Source organism: Nakamurella lactea DSM 19367, from assembly GCF_000426645.1.
GTDB classification, from domain to species: domain Bacteria; phylum Actinomycetota; class Actinomycetes; order Mycobacteriales; family Nakamurellaceae; genus Nakamurella; species Nakamurella lactea.
Genome location: NZ_KE384549.1, coordinates 181,030 through 201,665 on the forward strand (window position 1 = coordinate 181,030; position 20,636 = coordinate 201,665).

22 protein-coding genes are annotated in these 20,636 nt (G+C 71.1%); 17 read left to right on the top strand and 5 right to left on the bottom strand.

Features of this window, described 5'->3' with window-relative positions:
* Window positions 1–32: 32 nt before the first annotated feature.
* Entirely contained in the window at window positions 33–674 is a 642-nt protein-coding gene (locus K340_RS32300; RefSeq protein WP_051267170.1) for an SRPBCC family protein, read from the top strand.
* 5 nt (window positions 675–679) lie between these two features.
* Window positions 680–1,096 (top strand): ArsR/SmtB family transcription factor, encoded by a 417-nt coding sequence (locus tag K340_RS32305; protein WP_051267172.1) that lies wholly within the window; start codon window positions 680–682, stop codon window positions 1,094–1,096.
* Between the two features lie 14 nt (window positions 1,097–1,110).
* Here the strand turns inward: K340_RS32305 and K340_RS0121710 are convergent, their stop codons facing one another.
* Together K340_RS0121710 and K340_RS0121715 are read right to left on the bottom strand one after the other, a co-directional pair.
* Window positions 1,111–2,562, bottom strand: a complete 1,452-nt coding sequence (locus tag K340_RS0121710; protein WP_029138239.1) for an SDR family oxidoreductase — start codon at window positions 2,560–2,562, stop codon at window positions 1,111–1,113.
* Window positions 2,563–2,606: 44 nt separating this feature from the next.
* On the bottom strand, window positions 2,607–3,734 hold the full coding sequence (locus K340_RS0121715; RefSeq protein ID WP_029138240.1) for a glycosyltransferase: 1,128 nt from the start codon (window positions 3,732–3,734) through the stop codon (window positions 2,607–2,609).
* Between the two features lie 171 nt (window positions 3,735–3,905).
* Between K340_RS0121715 and K340_RS32310 the strand changes: the two genes are divergently transcribed.
* From K340_RS32310 to K340_RS0121770, 11 genes are all read left to right on the top strand, one after another.
* Complete coding sequence (locus tag K340_RS32310; RefSeq protein ID WP_084614839.1) at window positions 3,906–4,916, top strand: methionyl-tRNA formyltransferase; 1,011 nt, start codon at window positions 3,906–3,908, stop codon at window positions 4,914–4,916.
* The gene (locus K340_RS0121725; RefSeq protein ID WP_029138241.1) at window positions 4,913–6,322 is read left to right on the top strand and encodes an RsmB/NOP family class I SAM-dependent RNA methyltransferase; all 1,410 of its coding nucleotides are present in this window, start codon (window positions 4,913–4,915) and stop codon (window positions 6,320–6,322) included. The genes K340_RS32310 and K340_RS0121725 overlap by 4 nt, the downstream gene beginning before the upstream one ends.
* 155 nt (window positions 6,323–6,477) lie before the next feature.
* Entirely contained in the window at window positions 6,478–7,134 is a 657-nt protein-coding gene (rpe, locus tag K340_RS0121730) for a ribulose-phosphate 3-epimerase (RefSeq protein ID WP_029138242.1), read from the top strand.
* 34 nt (window positions 7,135–7,168) lie between these two features.
* A complete protein-coding gene (locus tag K340_RS32315) occupies window positions 7,169–7,846 on the top strand; it encodes a riboflavin synthase (protein WP_051267173.1) in 678 nt (225 codons plus the stop codon).
* Window positions 7,843–9,099 (top strand): bifunctional 3,4-dihydroxy-2-butanone-4-phosphate synthase/GTP cyclohydrolase II, encoded by a 1,257-nt coding sequence (locus K340_RS0121740; protein WP_051267176.1) that lies wholly within the window; start codon window positions 7,843–7,845, stop codon window positions 9,097–9,099. The genes K340_RS32315 and K340_RS0121740 overlap by 4 nt, the downstream gene beginning before the upstream one ends.
* 55 nt (window positions 9,100–9,154) lie before the next feature.
* A complete protein-coding gene (gene ribH, locus K340_RS0121745) occupies window positions 9,155–9,661 on the top strand; it encodes a 6,7-dimethyl-8-ribityllumazine synthase (RefSeq protein ID WP_029138244.1) in 507 nt (168 codons plus the stop codon).
* Window positions 9,658–10,266 (top strand): PH domain-containing protein, encoded by a 609-nt coding sequence (locus K340_RS32320; protein WP_051267178.1) that lies wholly within the window; start codon window positions 9,658–9,660, stop codon window positions 10,264–10,266. The genes ribH and K340_RS32320 overlap by 4 nt, the downstream gene beginning before the upstream one ends.
* Window positions 10,267–10,621: 355 nt before the next feature.
* Window positions 10,622–11,218: a translation initiation factor IF-3 gene (infC, locus tag K340_RS32325; protein ID WP_051267404.1), complete on the top strand. Its 597-nt coding sequence runs from the start codon at window positions 10,622–10,624 to the stop codon at window positions 11,216–11,218.
* Window positions 11,219–11,363: 145 nt separating this feature from the next.
* Entirely contained in the window at window positions 11,364–11,558 is a 195-nt protein-coding gene (gene rpmI / locus K340_RS0121760; protein ID WP_029138245.1) for a 50S ribosomal protein L35, read from the top strand.
* A 93-nt stretch (window positions 11,559–11,651) separates the two neighbouring features.
* Entirely contained in the window at window positions 11,652–12,050 is a 399-nt protein-coding gene (gene rplT / locus K340_RS0121765; protein ID WP_029138509.1) for a 50S ribosomal protein L20, read from the top strand.
* A gap of 92 nt (window positions 12,051–12,142) precedes the next feature.
* Window positions 12,143–12,952, top strand: a complete 810-nt coding sequence (locus tag K340_RS0121770; protein WP_029138246.1) for a TrmH family RNA methyltransferase — start codon at window positions 12,143–12,145, stop codon at window positions 12,950–12,952.
* 15 nt (window positions 12,953–12,967) lie between these two features.
* Here the strand turns inward: K340_RS0121770 and K340_RS0121775 are convergent, their stop codons facing one another.
* The 3 genes from K340_RS0121775 to K340_RS0121785 form a co-directional block, all read right to left on the bottom strand.
* Window positions 12,968–13,753 (bottom strand): SAM-dependent methyltransferase, encoded by a 786-nt coding sequence (locus K340_RS0121775; RefSeq protein ID WP_029138247.1) that lies wholly within the window; start codon window positions 13,751–13,753, stop codon window positions 12,968–12,970.
* A 4-nt stretch (window positions 13,754–13,757) separates the two neighbouring features.
* Complete coding sequence (locus tag K340_RS0121780) at window positions 13,758–14,408, bottom strand: winged helix-turn-helix transcriptional regulator (RefSeq protein ID WP_037366130.1); 651 nt, start codon at window positions 14,406–14,408, stop codon at window positions 13,758–13,760.
* 81 nt (window positions 14,409–14,489) lie between these two features.
* Complete coding sequence (locus K340_RS0121785; protein WP_084614747.1) at window positions 14,490–15,056, bottom strand: type II toxin-antitoxin system PemK/MazF family toxin; 567 nt, start codon at window positions 15,054–15,056, stop codon at window positions 14,490–14,492.
* A 116-nt stretch (window positions 15,057–15,172) separates the two neighbouring features.
* Between K340_RS0121785 and pheS the strand changes: the two genes are divergently transcribed.
* The 4 genes from pheS to K340_RS0121805 are packed head-to-tail and all read left to right on the top strand — an operon-like array spanning window position 15,173 to window position 20,600.
* Complete coding sequence (gene pheS, locus K340_RS32330) at window positions 15,173–16,270, top strand: phenylalanine--tRNA ligase subunit alpha (protein ID WP_037366133.1); 1,098 nt, start codon at window positions 15,173–15,175, stop codon at window positions 16,268–16,270.
* Complete coding sequence (gene pheT / locus K340_RS0121795) at window positions 16,270–18,822, top strand: phenylalanine--tRNA ligase subunit beta (RefSeq protein ID WP_029138250.1); 2,553 nt, start codon at window positions 16,270–16,272, stop codon at window positions 18,820–18,822. Before pheS ends, pheT begins: the two co-directional genes overlap by 1 nt.
* 45 nt (window positions 18,823–18,867) lie before the next feature.
* Window positions 18,868–19,452, top strand: a complete 585-nt coding sequence (locus tag K340_RS0121800) for a DUF5998 family protein (RefSeq protein ID WP_154674421.1) — start codon at window positions 18,868–18,870, stop codon at window positions 19,450–19,452.
* The gene (locus K340_RS0121805; RefSeq protein ID WP_051267180.1) at window positions 19,449–20,600 is read left to right on the top strand and encodes an alkaline phosphatase family protein; all 1,152 of its coding nucleotides are present in this window, start codon (window positions 19,449–19,451) and stop codon (window positions 20,598–20,600) included. Before K340_RS0121800 ends, K340_RS0121805 begins: the two co-directional genes overlap by 4 nt.
* Window positions 20,601–20,636: the final 36 nt, after the last annotated feature.

Here is a 20,636-nt window from a genome sequence, read left to right on the forward strand (position 1 = left end):
CAGCAGCACACGTCGGCGCAGTCGGGCGCCGCATGACAACCGTCGAGCGGGACGGAAAGCAGCTCTCCAGACTCATTGCCAGCCGGCGCTATCCGGCCGAGATCGACGACGTCTGGGATGCCCTCACCGATCGCGAGCGGATCCCGCGCTGGTTCCTGCCGGTGACCGGCGATCTGAAGGTCGGCGGGCGGTACCAGTTCGAGGGCAACGCCGGCGGCGTGGTCCTCGGCTGCCGGCCGCCGCGCGAATTGGCGGCCACCTGGGAGATGGGTGAGCAGATCAGTTATGTCACAGTCACTCTCGAACCCGACGGCGACCGAACCCTGCTCACCCTGCACCACGACGCCGAGGTCGACCCGGGGATGGCGGCGCAGTTCGGTCCAGGTGCCGTCGGCATCGGTTGGGAACTCGGGCTGATCGGGCTGGCCGAGCACCTGGCCTCGGGCGCGCCGGTCGATCCGGTCGCCGCCCAGCAGTGGGTGCTCAGCGCGGAGGGGATCGAGGCGGTGACGGCGATCAGCCGAGGCTGGGCCGACGCGGATATCGCCTTCGGCGTCGATCCGGACCAGGCCGAGGCCGCGTCGCAAGCCTGTATCGCCTTCTACACCACGGTTCCCGACACCACGGTTCCCGACGGCGCGGCTACCGACAATTCCGCCCCGGACGAGCGCTGAGCCGAATGGAGGCATTCGACGTCCTCGGCGACCCGGTCCGGCGTCGCATTCTGGAGCTGCTGGCGACCGGCGAGCACACCTCCGGCGGGTTGACCCAGGTGATCGCCGGCGAATTCGGGATCAGCCAACCGGCCGTCTCGATGCAACTGAAGGTGTTGCGGGACAGCGGGTTCGCCACCGTCAGGGCCGACGGTGCACGGCGGATCTACGCAGTGTCCGCCGAGCCGCTGGCCCAGGTCGACGGCTGGCTGGAGCAGTTCCGCCCGCTCTGGGAGCAGCGGCTGGACGCGCTGGGCACCGAGATCGCCCGCGGCGCTCGGGAGAAGCGGCGGCGCGGGCCCGCTCGTCAGCCCACGGTTTCCGGCTTCGGGGTATCACCGGCGGGTGACGAAGCCGACGATGATGTCCCGAAGTCGGGATGATCGGCAGGTCCGACTCACCAGGGGCTGGGCCGGTAGTCCTTGAGGAAGCAGCCGTACAGGTCGGTACCGGCCTCGCCCATCACGATCGGGTCGTAGACCCTGGCCGCGCCGTCGACCAGGTCGAGCGGCGCGTGGAAACCCTCGTCGGCCAGCCGCACCTTGGTGTGGTGCGGGCGCTCGTCGGTGATCCAGCCGGTGTCGACCGCCGTCATCAGAATGCCGTCGGTGTCCAGCATTTCCTTGGCGCTGGTGCGGGTCATCATGTTCAGCGCGGCCTTGGCCATGTTGGTGTGCGGATGTCCCGGCCCCTTGTAGGCCCGGGAGAACTGCCCCTCCATCGCCGACACGTTGACGATGTACTTGCGCCTGGCGGTCGATCGCCGCATCGCCGGCCGCAGCCGGGACACCAGCAGGAACGGCGCGGTGACGTTGCACAGCTGCACTTCCAGCATCTCCAGCGGATCGACCTGCTCGACCACCTGGGTCCAGGAGTTGATGTGGGTCTGGTCCGGTACCAGGCCGCCGGCGTCGATGGCGGTGCCGGCCGCGATCCGGTCCAGCGACGCGGATCCGGTCTGCAGGGCCAGTTCGGTGACGGCCGCGGCGGCCAGCACCGGATGCTGGCTGACGGAACCGGCCAGCGCCAGCGGATGCTTCTCGTGCGCCCGGGCGAAGCTGCGGATATTGATCCCGCGGGCCTCGATCGCGGCCGGCAGCGGCTCGTCCTCCGCGGCCGCCAGTGGCTGATAGGCGCCGGGGCTGCGGCGGACGGTCTGGGCGGCGTTGTTGATGATGATGTCCAGCGGCCCGGCCTCATCCAGCGAGTCGGTCAGCGCGATCACCTGGGCGGGGTCGCGCAGGTCGATGCCGACGATGTCCAGCTTCTCGATCCAGTCCGCCGAGTCCTCCATCGCGGCGAACCGGCGGGCCGCGTCCTTCGGGAAGCGGGTGGTGATGGTGGTGTGCGCGCCGTCGCGCAGCAGCCGCAGCGCGATGTACATGCCGATCTTCGCCCGGCCGCCGGTGAGCAGTGCCCGGCGTCCGGTCAAATCCGTTCTCGCGTCCCGCTTCCGGTGGCTGAAGGCCGCGCACTCGGGACACAGCTGGTGGTAGAAGTGATCGACCTGGGTGTAGGGCGTTTTGCAGATGTAACAGGGCCGCGGCCGCTGCAGGATGCCGGCGATCTCCCCGGTGGCCGACGACCGCAGCGAATTGCCGCGGGTCTCGTCGTCGATCCGGTCGGGGGCGGCGGTGGCGGTCAACGCCAGGACAGCGCGGTCGGCGGCGCTGACGGCGTCCCGCCTGGCGGTCCGGCGCTCCCGCTTGAGCGACTTGAACATCTTGCCGGTGGCCCGGCGCAGCGACACGTAGTGGGTGTCCTGCTCGTCCAGCAGGTGGGCCGTCTCCAGCACCCGGATCGCGGTGGCGATCTCGGCCGGGGTCGGCGGAATTTCGGGGGTGCTCACCCGTCGATGATAGGGACTGACGATCGGCCGACTGGTCGATCAGCTCAGGCGGCGAACTCGTCCAGCCGCCCGACGAACTCCTGCGGTGACGGCATGTCGTTGATCAGCGCCGCCTGCGCGCCGGCGGCCGACCGCTCCGGGCACTCGCCGAGCAGCGCCTCGACCGCGTCGCCCATCGCGGAGTCCGGCTCGTCGTTGCCGATCACCGTGGCCAGGCCGGCGGCCGCTATCGCGTGGGCATTGGCGAACTGGTCGGTGCCCTGCGGCATCAGCACCTGCGGGAGCCCGGCGGCGAGCGCGCCCAGCACGGTGCCGGTGCCGCCGTGGTGGACGGCGAGATCGACCAGCGGCAGGACCGAGTCCTGGGCGACGAACTGCTCGACGTGCACCGTGTCCGGCAGTGTGCCGAGGGCCGATCGGTCGCCGCGCTCGCCGATCGCGACCAGTACCTCGGCGCCCTGCTCGGCGGTCTGGATCACCGCGCGGCGCAGTGCGTCGGTGGCGCCGAATGCCACCGTGCCGAGGGTGACATAGACCCGTGGCCGGGTTCCGGGGGTCCGCAGCCACTGCGGTGGTGCAGTGGTCTGCTCGCTCCAGGCGACCGTGCGGATGGGCATCCGGAACGGCACGTCGTCGCCGCGCCAGGGGGGCGGCAGCGGGTCGAGCAGTGCCGCACCGAGCAGCTGCCCCTGCGGTGCGCGGCGGCCGCGATCGGTCCAGTCACCGGCGCGGAATCGCAGGGTGGCGGCGTGCACCTGCTCGCCGAACGGATCCCACCGTCCGACGCCGAACGCGAGCGCCGGTACTCCCAGCAGGTCAGCGGCCACCCCGGCACCGGTGTTGGAGCTGTCGTAGATCACCAGGTCGGGTCGGAATTCGGTCAGAGCCTGCAGCAGCCCCGGCAGCGTCAGACCGGCGGTGATGTCAGCGAAGATGGCCAGGGCCAGCTCCATCCCGGCGGCCTCCGGGTGGCGCTCGACCGCCTGCCGTTCGACCTCGGACAACGAGATCGGCCGCCCGAACGGGTCGATGGTGGGCAGTGGTAGCCGCTCGGCGAACGGTGATCCGACGGCAACCACCACTTGATGCCCCCCGTCGCGGCAGGCCAGTGCCAGTGGCATCAGCGGATACAGGTGGCCGTGCGCCGGGATGGCTGCGAACGCGATGCGCACGAGATCTCCTTCGATCGGCGCCGACACCGTTCAGAGAGCGCGAGTGCGCGGGCGGATACCGGCCTCCGATGGAGTTCGGCGCCGCTTCGAGCAGTGATGGCCGACTACACTCGGCGCGCAACCCATCGTGCCCGGCCCGCCGCCGCGGCGCCGTCCCGAATGAGGAACATCCTGCGCATCGTCTTCGCCGGCACTCCCGCGGCCGCCGTCCCGTCCTTGCGGGCGCTGATCGACGCACACATCGCGGGGGAGCACGAGTTGGCTGCCGTCATCACCCGCCCCGACGCCAGGGTCGGTCGCGGCCGGACTCTGCAGGCGTCTGCGGTCGCCGAAGTCGCCGAAGAAGCCGGGCTGACGGTGATCAAGGCCGCTGGTGCCAAGGACCCTGCCTTTGCCGACACACTGCGGGAGATCGCCCCCGAGGCCGGGGCGGTCGTCGCCTACGGGGCGATCCTGCCGCAGCCCGTGCTGGACATCCCGCGCCACGGCTGGGTCAACCTGCACTTCTCGCTGCTGCCGGCCTGGCGCGGCGCGGCACCGGTGGCCGCGGCGATCCGGCACGGCGACCAGCTGACCGGCGCCAGCACCTTCGCCCTGGAGGCCGGTCTGGACACCGGGCCGGTCTACGGCGTGGTCACCGAGCCGATCGGGCCGCGGGACACGACGGGAGAGGTGTTGGGACGACTGGCGATCAGCGGGGCCGAGCTACTGCGGGCCACCCTCGACGGCATCGAGGCCGGTCGGCTGCGGCCGACGCCGCAGCCGACGGACGGGGTCAGCGTGTTCGGCAAGATCACCGTTGACCAGGCCAGGGTGGACTGGACGCAGCCGGCGGTCGGGGTCGACCGGCTGATCCGTTCGGTCACCCCCGAACCCGGAGCGTGGACCGAGAGTCGTTGGGGCAAGCTGGGTCTGGGCCCGGTCGAGCCGTTCGACGGCGACCGGCTGGAGCCCGGAGAGCTGTTGGTCGGCAAGCGCGAGGTGCTGGTCGGCACCGGCACCGCCGTTGTCCGGCTGGGGACCGTCACCGCGCCCGGCAAGAGGCCGATACCGGCGGCGGACTGGGCCCGAGGGGCCCGTCCGGAACCGGGCGAGCGGTTCGGCCACGCCGAACCGACCGTCACCGACCCAGCCACCGCAATTGCCGACGTCAGCCCGGCGACCGATCGGGGCGAGTCGTGAGCCGCCCGCCGACCGGCGGCCGGCGGGGTCCGTCCGGACCCAAGCGGCGGCCCGACACCCGCCGCCCGCCCGAGGTCGACCCGGCGCGCAAGGTGGCGCTGGACCTGCTGGCCGCCGTCCGCGTCGACGGCGCCTACGCCAACCTGGCGTTGCCGGAGCTGATCGCCGCGGCCGGCCTGCACGGCCGGGACGCCGCGCTGGCCACCGAACTGTCCTACGGCAGCTGCCGGGCGCTCGGGCTGCTGGACGCGGTGATCGGCAGCGCCGGCAACCGGGCGCTGGCCGACCTGGACGGCGACGTGCTGGATGCGTTGCGGCTGGGGGCGTATCAGTTGCTGCGCACCAGGATCCCGGCACATGCCGCGCTGTCGGTGACCGTCGACCTGGTCCGGGCGGGCCGGCATCCGGGCGCCGCCGGCTACGTGAACGCGGTGCTGCGCCGGGTCTCCGAGGCGGACCTGGACACCTGGATCTCCCGGCTGGCGCCGGACCGCGCCGACGACGAGATCGGTTACCTGGCGGTGGCCACCTCGCACCCACGGTGGATCGCCGCCGCGCTGTCCGATGCGCTGGGCCCGCGCCGGGACGAGTTGGAGCAGGCGCTGCGCGCCGACGACGCGCCACCCGCGGTCCATCTGGTGGCCAGGCCCGGCCGGATCGACCGGGAGTCGCTGGCAGCGCAGGTCGACGGGACGCCGGCCCGCTATTCGCCGTACGGGGTCTATCTACCGGCCGGTCATCCCGGGTCGATCGCCGCGATCGCCGACGGCCGGGCGGCGGTGCAGGACGAGGGTTCACAACTGGTGGCCGTCGCGCTGGCCGGTGCCGAGCTGGATGGCGCCGATACCCGCTGGCTGGACCTGGCCGCCGGGCCGGGTGGCAAGGCCGCGCTGCTCGGTGCCATGGCCGCCGAGCGGGGAGCCGTGGTGGACGCCGTCGAGGTGGCCGAACACCGGGCAAAGCTGGTGCGCCGCACCACCTCCGGTCTGCCGGTCAGCGTGCACACGGCCGACGGCCGGGATCCGGGGCTGCCGCCGGCGAGCTTCGACCGGGTACTGCTGGACGCGCCGTGCACCGGGCTCGGCGCACTGCGTCGCCGGCCGGAGGCCCGCTGGCGCCGCGACCCCTCGGACGTCGCCGACCTGGTCCGGCTGCAGGGCGAGCTGCTGGCCTCCGCCGCCCAGCTGGTCCGGCCGGGCGGGTTGATCGGCTACGTCACCTGCTCCCCGCACCTGGCCGAGACGGCCGGCGTGATCGCCCGTCGCCCGGCGGGGCTGGAGCTCGTCGATGCCCGGCCGTACCTCCCCGGCGTCCCCGCCCTCGGCGACGGCCCGACCGTGCAGCTCTGGCCGCACCGGCACGGCACCGACGCCATGTTCCTGGCCCTGCTCCGCCGCGAGCCCTGACCCCCAGCCTCAGCAACCCCAGCCCCCGGCGCTTATCAACATCGCATCCGCTTGTCATCTGGGCCGAAATGTGGCTGGTGGGACAGGAGTGTGCAACTTCGCAAGCGCCTGCGATGTTGATAAGCGGCCCCGATAGGCTCCCGCACGTGGCCCCGCTGATCGCACCGAGCATCCTGTCCGCCGACTTCGCCCGCCTCGCCGACGAGGTGAAACGGGTCGAGGGCGCCGACTGGCTGCACGTCGACGTGATGGACAACCACTTCGTGCCGAACCTGACCATCGGGCTGCCGGTGGTGCAGGCGATCCGGCAGGTCACCGACATCCCGCTGGACTGCCACCTGATGATCGACGACCCGGACCGCTGGGCCGTCGGCTACGCCGAGGCCGGCGCCTACAACGTGACCGTGCACGCCGAGGCGGTGCACGACCCGATCAGCATGGCGGTCGACCTGCAGGCGGCCGGCGCCAAGGCGGGTCTGTCGATCAAGCCCGGCACAGCTCTGGACGACTGGGTCGAGGTACTGCGCGAGTACGACACCCTGCTGGTGATGACGGTCGAGCCGGGCTTCGGCGGCCAGTCGTTCATGCCGGACATGCTGGACAAGGTGCGCAGCGCCCGCCGAATGGTGCAGACCGGTCACCTGAAGGTAGTGGTCCAGGTGGACGGCGGGATCAACGCCGACACGATCGAGGCCGCGGCCGAGGCCGGCGCCGACTGTTTCGTCGCCGGCAGCGCCGTCTATGGCGCCGACGACCCGGCGGCGGCCGTCGCCGCACTGCGGGAGAGTGCTGCGCGGCACACCCACGGCTGACCAACCGCGATCCGTGCGGTGGGAGGATGGACGCATGTTCACCGGGATCGTCGAGGAATTGGGCAGCGTCGTCGCGATCGACGTCACCCCCGGCAGCACCGACGCGAGACTGCGGGTCAGGGGCGCCACCGTCAGTTCCGACGTCGCCCACGGCGACTCGATCGCGGTCGGCGGCGTGTGTCTGACGGTGGTCGGCTTCGACGGCGACGAGTTCACCGTCGACGTGATGGGCGAGACCCTCGATCGCACCACGGTCGGCCAGTGGCGGGCCGGCACCGCGGTCAACCTGGAGCGCAGCGTGACCCCGACCACCCGTCTGGGCGGGCACGTCGTGCAGGGCCACGTGGACGGCGTCGGCACCCTGATCGGGCGCGAACGACACCCGGCCTACGACGTGCTGACCTTCGCGGTCGACGCCGGCATCGGCAAGTACATCGCCGAGAAGGGCGCCATCGCGATCGACGGAATTTCGCTGACGGTGGTCGGCGTTCAAGACACCGCCGGGGCTGCACCGGGGACCGAGTTCACCATCGGGGTGATCCCGGAAACCCAGCGGGCGACCACCATGGGCTCGGTCGCCATCGGCTCCGCGGTGAACATCGAGGTGGACGTGATGGCCAAATACGTAGAACGACTGCTGACGGCCGGCGAACCGGCGAACCTTCCGGCGGCCCCGGCGGCCCCGGCGACCGCAGCGGCGGTGACGGCATGACGCACACCGCGGACCAGCAGGTCCGTCGCTCCCGCTTCGACAGCATCGACGACGCGATCGCCGAGATCGCCGCCGGCCGGCCCGTTGTCGTGGTCGACGACGAGGACCGGGAGAACGAGGGCGACCTGATCTTCGCCGCCGAGCTGGTGACAGCGGAACTGATCGCCTTCATGGTCCGCTACACCTCCGGCTACATCTGCGTGCCGATCACCGAGGCGGAGGCCGACCGGCTCGAGCTGCCGCCGATGTCGGCGATCAACCAGGACCCGCGCGGCACCGCCTACACGGTCACCGTCGACGCCAAATCCGTTTCCTCGACCGGGATCTCGGCCGTCGACCGGGCGCACACCATCCGGCTGCTGTCGGACCCGGAGGCCTCCGCCGGGGACTTCTCCCGGCCCGGTCACGTAGTACCGCTACGGGCCCGCGACGGTGGCGTGCTGGTGCGTCCCGGGCACACCGAGGCGGCCATCGACCTGGCGACGCTGGCCGGACTGAACCCGGCCGGGGTGCTCTGCGAGATCGTCAGCGAGAAGGACCCGCTGGGGATGGCCCGGTCCGAAGAACTGCGGGTGTTCGCCGACGATCACGACCTCAAGCTGATCTCCATCGCCGACCTGATCGCCTATCGGCGGGCAAGGGAGAGTCAGATCGTCAAGGTCGCCGATGCGCGATTGCCGTTGCCGCAGGGCACTTTCCGGGCCGTCGGCTACCAGTCGAAGGTGACCGGCCGGGACCTGGTGGCGCTGGTCTACGGCGACATCGGTGACGGCGAGAACCTGCTGGTGCGGGTCCATTCGGAGTGCCTGACCGGTGACGTGTTCGGTTCGCTGCGGTGTGACTGCGGTCCGCAGCTGCACGCAGCGCTCGATGCCGTGGCCGACGAGGGCCGCGGCGTGGTGCTGTACATCCGTGGCCACGAGGGTCGGGGCATCGGCCTGCTGCAGAAGCTGCGCGCCTACGAATTGCAGGACGCCGGCGCGGATACGGTCGACGCCAATCTCGCGCTCGGCCTGCCGGCCGATTCCCGCGAGTACGGCACCGGCGCCCAGGTGCTGGCCGACCTCGGCGTGCGGTCGATGCGGCTGCTGACGAACAACCCGGCCAAACGGGCCGGTCTGGAGGGCTACGGCCTGCACATCGTCGAGCGGGTGCCGCTGCCGCTGTCGGTGAACCCGGAGAACCTGCGCTACCTCACCACCAAACGAGACCGGATGGGTCACGAGTTCGACATCGAACTCGGTCACTCCTGACGCATCCGCTCGCTGCCCGACAGTTGACGACCGACAGTCCCGGAAGGAAGCACAGATGAGCGGCGAAGGACGCCCGAGCGAGCAGTCGCCGGACGCCACCGGCCTGAAGGTCGCGGTGGTCGCCACCCAGTGGCACCGCGAGTTGACCGACCAGTTGCTGGCCTGCGCGTTGCGCGCCGCCGCCGCCGCCGGGGTCGACGATCCGACCGTGGTCAGGGTTCCGGGCTCGATCGAATTGCCGGTGGTGGCCCAGCAGTTGGCGACCGACCACGACGCCGTTGTCGCCCTCGGCGTGGTGGTCCGGGGCGGCACCCCGCACTTCGAATACGTGTGTGACGCCGTCACCGCCGGGCTCACCAGGGTGGCTTTGGACGCCGGTACACCGGTCGGCAACGGCGTGCTGACCTGCGACACGATGGAACAGGCGATCGCCCGCAGCGGCGCCGAGGGATCGGTGGAGGACAAGGGCGGTGACGCGATGCAGGCCGCGCTGAACACCGCGCTGGTGCTGCGCCGGCTGCGCGGCGGGGACAGGTCGGGGATCGGATTCGGCTCGTCATGAGTACCAGGCACCCGGAACCGCCGGACGGCCCGGCCAGCATGGTGGCCCGCCCGCGGAGGATCGTGATCTACGCCGGCATCGCCACCGCGGTGATCGTCGGCGCGATGCTGGCGGTCGGGATCCTGCTGCGCGGCTCGGCCGACGGGGTCTCCTTCCGGCCGGCCGACCAGGTCGGGTTGATCGGCGTCGGGCTGCTGTTCGGCGTGTTGATCATGGTGGCCGCTGCCCGGCCGCGAGTGCGGGTCGACCAGAACGGCATCTCGGTCCGGAACATGATCGGACATCGCGACTACGGCTGGCCGGTGATCCAGCGGGTCAGTTTCCACGAGGGTGCGCAGTGGCCATCGCTGGAGCTTGCCGACGACGAGAGCTACCCGATCATGGCCATCCAGGCGATGGACAGGGAGCGGGCGTTGGCCGCGCTGCAACGGCTCAGGGCGCTGCTGGACCGGTACGCGGTCAACCGGCCGGAGCCGACCGACCAAGCCAGGGAACAGGCCAGGGTGCAGGCCGAGCGCGAGCTGGCCGCCCGGCCGCTCGGCCGGTTGGAACTCGAGGATCTGCAGCGGTTGGCGCGCAAGGCGAACGGCTCGGGCAAGAAGTAGCCGGCCGTGCGCCGAGCGCACCCGGCGGCCGGTGATTCGCCAGGCGGCCACGCAGCCATGTAGCATTGTGGGGCGACCAGCCTCTGTTCGTGACGTGCCGAATCGCCGCCAGGCGGAGATCCGGAACGCGCGGGTCGAGGGAACAAGTGGAGTCCCGAACTCCCACCCGCGTTTCGCCGAACCAGGCGGCCGGGTTTCCGGTCACCGGCCCTGTGGGGTCCGGTGCAGCGCACCCTCGTGGTGCGTCGTCAACCGGTCGTTCGGGCTTCCTCGTGTTCATGCCGCGGCAGCCGTCACCTCAGTGAACCCACTCGGATGCCGCCGATTCCGGACGTGCACCTATTCACCGTCATACCTGGAGGACTCAATCAGCGTCGAACCACGCATCAACGACAGGATCCGCGTTCCCGAGGTCCGGCTCGTCGGCGCAGAGGGTGAGCAGATCGGCATCGTTGCCGTCGGCGAGGCTCTGCGATTGGCCCAGGCGGCCGACCTGGATCTGGTCGAGGTCGCCCCGGCGGCCCGGCCGCCCGTCTGCAAGCTCATGGACTACGGCAAGTTCAAGTACGAAAGCGCGCAGAAGGCCAGGGAAGCCCGTCGCAACCAGGTGCTCACCGTCATCAAAGAGATGAAGCTCCGGCCCAAGATCGACGCGCACGACTACGAGACCAAGAAGGGTCACGTCGTGCGGTTCCTCAAGGCCGGGGACAAGGTCAAGGTGACGATCATGTTCCGCGGACGCGAGCAGTCGAGGCCCGAACTGGGTTTCCGACTGCTGCAGCGGCTGGCCGACGACGTCGCCGATCTCGGTGTCGTCGAGAGCTCGCCGAAGCAGGACGGCCGGAACATGATCATGGTGCTGGCACCGCACCGGCAGCCGGCCAAGCCGAAGGCCGGCGGCCAGCCGGCCACCGCCGAGGCTGCCACGGCCGAAGCGGCACCTGCCGAGTAGTTCAGTCAGCTCCACCGACCGGATCGCCAACCGCGGTCCGATCGGGTTCGATAGTGCCCGCAAGCGGGCGAAGACCACCACGGTGCCCAGCCCGGGCACCCGGCGGGGCTCGAACGAGCGCCGTCACCAACAGCGAGGAAATGTCATGCCGAAGCAGAAGACCCACTCCGGGATCAAGAAGCGGGTCCGGGTCACCGGGTCCGGGAAGATCGTGCACGCCGGTTCCGGCAAGCGTCACCACCTGGAGCACCAGCCGACCCGCAAGACCCGCAGGGCCGACGGCATGCACGTCCTCGCCCAGGCCGATGTGCCGCGCGTCAAGCGCATGCTCGGCATCTGATTCTTCAGACCTCCATTCCCGGCTTCACCCCGAAGCACCAGAACGACCGGCAGCCGACCCGCTCGCCGGAGTGAACAGAAAGACAGGTGTCCCGTGGCACGCGTCAAAAGGGCCGTCAACGCCCATAAGAAGCGCCGCACGATTCTCGAGCACGCATCCGGCTACCGCGGCCAGCGCTCCAGGCTGTACCGCAAGGCCAAGGAGCAGGTGCTGCACTCGCTCAACTACGCCTACAACGACCGGCGTAAGCGCAAGGGCGATTTCCGCCAGCTGTGGATCACCCGGATCAACGCCGGTGCCCGCGCGAACGGCGTGACCTACAACCGCTTCATCCAGGGCCTGCGGGTCGCCGGCGTCCAGGTCGACCGCAAGGTGCTGGCCGAGCTGGCCGTGCACGACGAGGCCGCCTTCGCCGCCCTGGTCAAGATCGCCCGCGAGGCCGTGCCGTCCCAGGCCGACACTGCAGCGGCCAACGCCGGGGACGCGGCCTGAGCCGCGAACGCACTCCGCAGCGCCCGGCCGGGAACAACCCGGCCGGGCGCGGTGCGTCGTCCGCCGCCGATGCGGTCGCGGATGACGCTTCCATCCTCACCGAGAAGTCGGCGAGAATCGCCCACGCCCACCGCTTGCTGCGCCGTACCCGGCGCACCGAGGCCGGCGAGTTCCTGGCCGAGGGCGCCCAGGCGGTCCGGGAAGCGATCGGGTACCAGACCGAGAACCCCGGTACGGTGCTCGACCTGTTCGTCACCGAGGCCGCGGCCACCCGGAACACCGGCCTGATCCGGCTGGCCTTCGCCGCCGGGATCGAGGTCACCCAGGTCACCGACCGGGCCGCGGCCGCCATGTCCGATACCCAGGCGCCGCAAGGGATCGTGGCCCGGTGCCGGACCATCGAGGTCGACCTGGCCACCGCGCTGGCCGGCTCGCCGAAACTGGTGGCCGTGCTGGTGCAGACCAACGACCCGGGAAACGCCGGCACCATCATCCGGTTGGCCGACGCGGTCGGCGCCGACGCGGTGGTCGTCGCCGGCGACGCGGTCGACCCGTTCAACCCGAAGGTCGTCCGGGCGTCCACCGGCAGCCTGTTCCATCTGCCGATCGCCCGCTCCGACGATCCCGCCACCCTGCTCGAAAAGCTTGCTGCCGCAGGGCTTTCCACCCTGGCCACCACCGGTGGAGCGGAGCTGGATCTGGACACCGCACGGTCCGACGGTCTGCTCGAGTTGCCGACCGCCTGGCTGTTCGGTTCCGAGGCGCACGGCCTGCCGGCCGAGATCATCGCCGCCGCCGATGCCGCCGTCCGGGTGCCGATCCACGGCCGGGCCGAGTCACTGAACATGGCCACCGCCGCCGCCGTCTGCCTGTACGCGAGCGCCGGCGCCCAACGGGGCTGACGAACCGCGAGCGGGCTACCGCTGCACGGTGAATGCCCCGCGGTGGACGGTGAGGGTGCCGTTGCCCAGCGCCCCGGCGAAGTTCCGCATTCGCTCGGGTCCGTCGTCCAGCAGCGCCGGCAACGTGGCTGCCGTACCGCCGGCCGCAAGGCGCGCTCCGAGTTGCTGGAACCACTCCACCAGCCAGGGCGTCTCGTCGACCCATTCGACCGTGTCGAAGCCGCCGTCCTCGATCGCGACCATCAACTCCGCCGGGGTCGCCAGGAAGCTGTCGGTGCCGTCGATGGTCCATGGCAGCGGCAGGGCGGGGTCGTCGTTGCCGACCCGGCAGACCTCGAAGGTCGCCAGCCGGGCGCCGGGCCGTAGCCGGTGCGCGATCGCGGCGAAGAAGGTCTCCTTGTCGGCGACGTTCATCTGGGTGTGCACGGTGCAGGCGGCGTCGAAGTCGAAGCGGTCGAGCCGCGCGATGTCGGTGTTGAGGAATCGGGCCTGCCCGGCGAGCCCCACCGCGTCGGTCAGGGCGGTCGCCGCCTCGACGTACCCGGCCGCAAGGTCCACCCCGACGACCTGGCAGCCGGTGGTCCGGGCGATCTGGCGCGCCGGTCCACCGAGACCGGAACCGACGTCCAGCACGGTCATTGCGGGGGATAGTCGCAGGCTCGGCAGGAGCCGGTCGACGGCGGCAGTGCCGCCGGCGTGGAACTGGTCGATCCCGTCGCGTTGGGCCTGGGTGAGCGATGCCAGATCGGTTCCGGCGAGCTGCTCGATGGTGGCCACCAGGTCGGTTTCGGTGTAGGTCATCGTTTCAGTCCATTCTGGGGGAGGAGTTGCTGACGAGATCGGCCAATTGATCGGCGCGACCGGTGATGGTCAGCCCGAGATCGGTTGCCTCGGTGGGGGTGAGCCCGCCGGAGAGGACCGCGCCGATCAGCCGGGCGTCGCCGCGCAGCATGACGTCGGCGCCGTCGGCCACTGCCCGGTCGATCCGGAAGCCGTCGGACCGCAGCAGTACCCGGACCGACCCGCCGCCGGAATCGATCGCGACGACCAGTTCGCCGCCGGCCGGCAGGTTCCCGGAAAGGTTGAGGCCGGCGAACAGTGCGCTCCACTGAGGTTGCACCGCGTCGCGCTCGGACGGTCCCGACGGCATGGTTCCGAGGCCCCACCGGGACAGCGCGCGCACGACGGCTTCGAGGTCTCGGCCGTTGGCGGTGAGCTGATACAGGCTGGTGCCGACCGGGGCCGGTGCTTCGAAGCTGTCGATCAGGCCATCGGCCTGCATGGACCTGAGCCGCTCGGCGAGCAGGTTGCTGGCGATCCCCGGCAGCCCGCGCTTCAGATCGCTGTAGCGGCTGGGCCCGAGGGCCAACAGTTCGCGGACGATGAGCAGAACCCACCGATCGCCGACGACATCCAGCGCCCGTGCCACGGAGCAGTACTGCTGATAGCTCTTCACCCGCAGAAGGCTACGGCCCGTTGGTTGAGCTTTTCAAGTGAATAGTTGAAAATTTCAACCGAAGTGCGATGAGGGTCGGCCTCACGCCCCGGTCGAGGTCCATCCGTAGCGTCGGGCGAGCCGGTCGGTCACCGCGGCAAAGGCCTTGTGCGGCATGGCCGTTGCCTCCCGGCGCATCCCGGTGGGATGGATCCGGATCACCCGGTCGAGGTTGGCCCAGGACGGGCGGCGTTCGGAATCCCAGCCGCCGGCCCCGACGGCGACGAAGTCGGCGCCGTCGTGCTGCTTGCTGGTGAGCTGCACCCCGAGCACGGTGCCGGACCGCTCGGTGGCGACCACCAGCACCGGCCGGTCCTTGCCACGACCGTCGTTCTCCTCGAACGGCACCCAGGTCCAGACCACCTCGCCCGGGTCAGGGGCACCGTCGGTCTCCGGGGAGTACGTCATGGAGATGGTGGCGATGTCATGCGGATCGACCTCGACGGTCGCGTCCGGTCCGGTCTGTCCCGGGGAGAATTCGTGCTCCTGCCCGGTCACCGTCGGCGCGACCTTCGGCGCCCGCGGCGCCTGGTTCCGGCCCGCCCGACCGCGGTTGCCGCCGAACAGTGCGTCGACGGCTGAGCTGAACAACTTCGACAGTGACGACATGGTCGAAGGGTAGGGGAGCGACCCCTGCGCACGCCCGCCGGCCGCATGCGCCGCGGGAAATCCGTGCGGGATGTCCCCTTAGACTCGGGGGCTGTCACCGCGCACGAAAGGCCCCCATGTCAGCACCGGAGAATCCGCCAGCTTCGCCCGATCCCACGGACGCAGCGGCCGTGGCCGCCGCGCTCGAGCTGGCCCTGGCCGCCGTCGCCGGTGCCGCCGACCTGGACGAGCTGAAGGCCGCGCGGCTCGCCCATGCCGGCGAGAAGTCACCGCTGGCCCTGGCCAACCGGGCGATCGGTGCGCTGCCGAAGGCGGAGAAGGCGGCCGCCGGCAAGACGGTCGGTGCGGCCAGGAGCCGGCTCGGCGCCGCGATCGCCGAGCGGCAGTCCGCGCTGGAAGCGGAGCGGGACGCGCGGGTGCTGGTCACCGAGGCGGTCGACGTCTCGCTGCCCTACGATCGTCGCCCGCGGGGTGCGCGGCAGCCGATCTCGGTGATGATCCAGCAGGTCAGCGACATCTTCGTCGGCATGGGCTGGGAGATCGCCGAAGGTCCGGAGCTGGAGGCCGAGTGGTACAACTTCGACGCGCTCAACTTCCCGCCGGACCATCCCGCGCGTGACCTGCAGGACACCTTCTACGTCGCCGACGTCGGCGACGGGGTGGTGCGCGAGGACACCAGGATGGTGCTGCGGACCCACACCTCACCGGTGCAGGCGCGCTCGATGCTCCGTCGGGAGCCGCCGATCTACGTGCTCTGTCCCGGACGGACCTTCCGCACCGACGAACTCGATGCCACCCACACCCCGGTCTTCCACCAGTTCGAGGGACTCGCGGTGGACCGGCATCTGACCATGGCGCATCTCAAGGGCACCCTTGACCACTTCGCCCGGCAGGTGTTCGGTCCGGAGTCGCGGACCAGGCTGCGCCCGCATTTCTTCCCGTTCACCGAGCCGTCCGCCGAGATGGACGTCTGGTTCCCGGACAAGAAGGGCGGTGCCGGCTGGGTCGAGTGGGGTGGCTGCGGCATGGTCGATCCCAATGTGCTGATCGCCTGCGGCCTCGATCCGCAGGAGTGGTCCGGCTTCGCTTTCGGGATGGGCGTGGAACGGACCCTGCAGTTCTCCAGGTCCATCCCCGACATGCGGGACCTGGTCGACGGTGACGTCCGGTTCACCACCAGGATGGCAACCCCCGAGGGACAGGTGTCGATCTGATGCGCGCTCCGTTGTCGTGGCTGCGAGAGTACGCAGCCCTGCCCGAAGGGCTGACGCCGGAACAGATCTCGGACATGTTCGTGTCGATCGGGTTCGAGATCGAGGACGTGTACCTGCCGGAGCCGACGATCGGCCCGCTGGTGGTCGGCCGGGTGTCGGCGATCGAGGAACTCACCGAGTTCAAGAAGCCGATCCGGTTCTGCGTGGTCGAGGTCGGCCCCGGTAACGGTGCGGCCGACACCGCTGACGAGGCGGCCGACGGTGCGGCAGGGGCCGGCCCTGCCATCCCGGCCGACAGCCGCGGGATCATCTGCGGCGCCACCAATTTCGTGGTCGGCGACCTGGTGGTGGTGGCACTGCCGGGCACCGAACTGCCCGGCGGATTCACCATCGGCTCGCGAATGACCTACGGGCGGCTTTCCGACGGGATGATCTGCGCCTCCGACGAGGTCGGCGTCGGCACCGATCACGACGGCATCATCGTGCTCGGGCACGGTGAGCTGCCCGGGATTTCCGTGGGTGACGATGCCCGGTCGCTGATCGGCACCGACGACCCGGTCTTCGACGTCAGCGTCGAGACCGATCGCGGATACGCGCTGTCCATCCGCGGCCTGGCCAGGGAACTGGCCATCGGATTCGGTGTCGACTACACCGATCCGGCCGGCGGCGAGCTCAGGGCGGTGGACGCCGAGTCCGTCGACACGGCGTATCCGGTCCGGATCGACGACCCGAGCGGCTGCAGCAGGTTCGTCGCCGTCGGGGTGACCGGCGCGGATCTGTGGGCGCCGTCGCCGGCGTTGATCCGGCGCCGGCTGGACGCCGCGGGCATCAGGGCCATCTCGTTGGCCGTCGACGTCACCAACTACGTGATGCTGGAACTGGGCCAGCCGCTGCACGCCTACGACCGGGCCAAGCTGTCCGGCCCGATCGTGGTCCGGCGGGCCGAGGCCGGTGAGACGCTGCGCACGCTGGACGGCGTCGACCGCACGCTGATCGGCGGCGAACTGCTGATCACCGACGACTCCGGACCGATCGGGCTGGCCGGGGTGATGGGCGGCGAGACCACCGAGATCTCCACCGCCAGCAGGGATGTGGTGCTCGAGGCGGCCGCCTTCAACCCGCCCGACATCAGCCGGGTCGCCCGTCGCCAGCACCTGCCCAGCGAGGCATCGAAGCGGTTCGAACGTGCCGTCGATCCGGCGATAGCGGCGGCCGCGGCCGAACGCGCGGCGGCGCTGATCGCGGAGTACGGCGGCGGCAGCGTGTCGGCGGGCCGCACCGACGTGGGTGGCGTGACCCCACTGCCGACCGTCCGGATGCCGCTGAGCGAGCCGGAACGGCTGGCCGGCCGGCCCTACGACGCCGAGGTGGTGGTGCGCCGGCTCGAGCAGGTCGGTGCCACCGTGCGCGTCGAGGCTGACGAGGTGCTGGTGACCCCGCCGAGTTGGCGGCCGGACCTGCAGCGACCGGCCGACCTGGTGGAGGAGGTCGCCCGGCTGGAGTCCTACGACACCATCCCCTCGGTGCTGCCGGTCCCGCCGTCCGGTTCGGGATTCACCCGGCGTCAGCAGCGGTTGCGGTCCGTCGCCGAGGATCTAGCCGCCGCCGGGCTCACCGAGACCCTGTCGTTCCCGTTCGTCGGCGCCGCCGACCTGGATGCCCTCGGGATCGGCGCCGACGACGTCCGCCGCCGGCTGGTCCGGCTGGCCAATCCGCTGGACGCCGGCCGGCCGTTCCTGCGGCCCAGCCTGCTCCCCGGGCTGCTCGGCGTGGTCGTGCGGAACCTGTCCCGCGGGGTCCGCGACCTGTCGCTGTTCGAGATCGGGCAGGTGTTCCTGCCGCGGTTCGGTGCCCCGTCGCTGGTCGACCTCCCGGTCGATCATCGGCCGACCGACGCGCAACTCGCCGTCATCGACGCGGCCCTGCCCGACCAGCCGCGGCGGGTCGCGGTGGTGCTCGCCGGCGATCTCGAGCGGGCCGGCTGGTGGGGAGCGGGCCGGCCGGGGGACTGGGCCGATGCCATCGAGTTCGGCCGGCGGATCGCTGCCGTCTGCGGGCATCCGCTGCGGGTGGTGCCGGTCGCGTTCGACCCGTTCCACCCCGGCCGGTGCGGCGAACTGCGGATCGGTGACTGGCCGGTCGGCCACGCCGGCGAGCTGCACCCGGCCGTCATCGAACGGCTCGGACTGCCGGAGCGTACCTCGGCCCTTGAGCTCAACCTGGACGCGATCCCGGAGGCGGCTGAGCCACCGGCACCCACCGTTTCGTCCTTCCCCCCGGTGCATCTGGACGTCGCACTCACCGTTCCGGACCGGGTCCGGGCCGCCGACCTGGCCGAGGCGCTGGCCGCCGGTGGCGGCGAGCTGCTGGAGTCGGTCCGGCTGTTCGACCTCTACACCGGGAATCAGGTGGCGGCCGGGCACCGGTCGTTGGCCTTCGCGCTGACCGTGCGGGCCGCCGACCGGACGTTGACCGGCTCGGAGGCCACCGAGGTCCGCGACGCGGCGGTCGCCGCGGCCGCGGAACGATACGGCGCCCAGGTCCGCGGCTGACGGTCGGTGTGAACGCCGCCGTCCGAAGAGTGAGAGAGTGGCCGGGTGACTTTGCACGCAGACCTGCCTGCCGATCTGCTGGACCAGATCGAGTCGGCCGGGTACTACCCGCAATTGGTGGCCGACACGCTGGACGTCTCGGTGGCCGGGGAGCCGGTTCGAGCCCAGTTGGTGCACGGTGAGACCACCTTCGACACCGAAACGGTGCGCCGTCACCTGTCGGTGATCGTGCTGACCGAGACCCGGCTGATCTTCGTCCACGTTGACGACCACGGCGGTGACGACGAACACGGCAGCCACCCGCACGGGTTCGCCACCAGCGAATCCGTCGCGCTGACCGCGGTGCGCAGCGTGGCCATCACCCATGTGGTGTCCGATCCGCAGCGGTACCGGGCCGGCGCGCTCGGCCGTGAGGTGACGCTGGCGATCAACTGGGGCGGCGTCTCGCGGGTCGATCTGGAGCCGGCCACCTGCGGCGACCCGGATTGCGAAGCCGACCACGGCTACACCGGATCGTTGCTCGCCGACGACCTGGCGCTGCGGATCAGCGCCGATGCCGAGGGCAACGACGCGGTGACCGACGCCGTCAGATTCGCCCGGCTGCTGTCGGCCGTGACGGCCGGCCGGTGACCTCGTCGGTGCCGTCCACCAAGGACGGCGTCACCCCACTGGCGCCCGGCTACGGCGCCGCCTCGCTCGGCTCGGTGTTGCCCGGTGCGGCCCGATCGCTCGGCGTCGACCTCGCTCTGCCCGCGGTCGAACTACCGACCGCCCAACGGATCTGCGTCCTGCTGATCGACGGTCTCGGGGAGCGGCAACTGGCCCAGTCGGAACTGCATGCACCGCAGCTGACGAAGATGCACCGCCGGGTCATGCACGCAGGCTGTCCCACCACCACCGCCACCTCGATGGGATCCTTCGGCACCGGGCTGCCGCCGGGCCGGCACGGACTTACCGGCTACGTCGTGCTGGATCCGGACCGCGGCGAACTGTTCAACGAGCTCACCTGGCACGCCGATACCGATCCGCTGGTCTGGCAGCCCTATCCACCGGTGTTCGAGCAGCTCGCCGAGGCGGGGGTGGCGTCGCTGGCGATCGGCAATCCCGAGTTCGCCGACTCGGGTCTCACCAGGGCGGCGCATCGCGGGGCGGAGTTCATGGGGGTGCGCCGATTGCACCGCAGAGTGGACACCGCGGTCGCGGCGCTGACCGACCCGAACGGCCCGACGCTGGTGTACCTCTACTGGGGAGAGGTGGATGCGGCCGGCCACCGGCGCGGCTGGCAGAGCCCGCAGTGGCGGCGGGCGCTGCGTTACGCCGACCGGGAGATCGGCCGACTCGCGGCGAAACTGCCGGCCGGCACCCTGCTGCTGGTCACCGCCGATCACGGGATGGTCGACGCGGCCGCGCTGGACCGGGTCGACCTGGCCGAGCGGGACGACCTGTCCGTCGGGGTGCGGTTGGTCGGCGGCGAGCCGCGATTCGCCCAGCTGTACTGCGAGCCCGGCGCCGGCGCCGAGGTCGCCGGCCGGCTGGCCACCGAGCTCGGCGACCGCGCCTGGGTGGTGACCAGGGACGAGGCCGAACGGGCCGGATGGTTCGGCCCGGTCGACGATCGGGTGCGACGGCGGATCGGTGACGTCCTGGTCGCCGGCCGGCAGCGGTTCACCCTGGTCGACTCCCGCTTCATGACCGCGCCGGAACGCGCGTTGGTCGGCTACCACGGCTCGCTGACCCCTGATGAGCAGGAAATTCCGCTGGCGATCGAGCTGCTCTGACGGCTGGGCGCCTTCCCTGACCGCATGACTATGCAG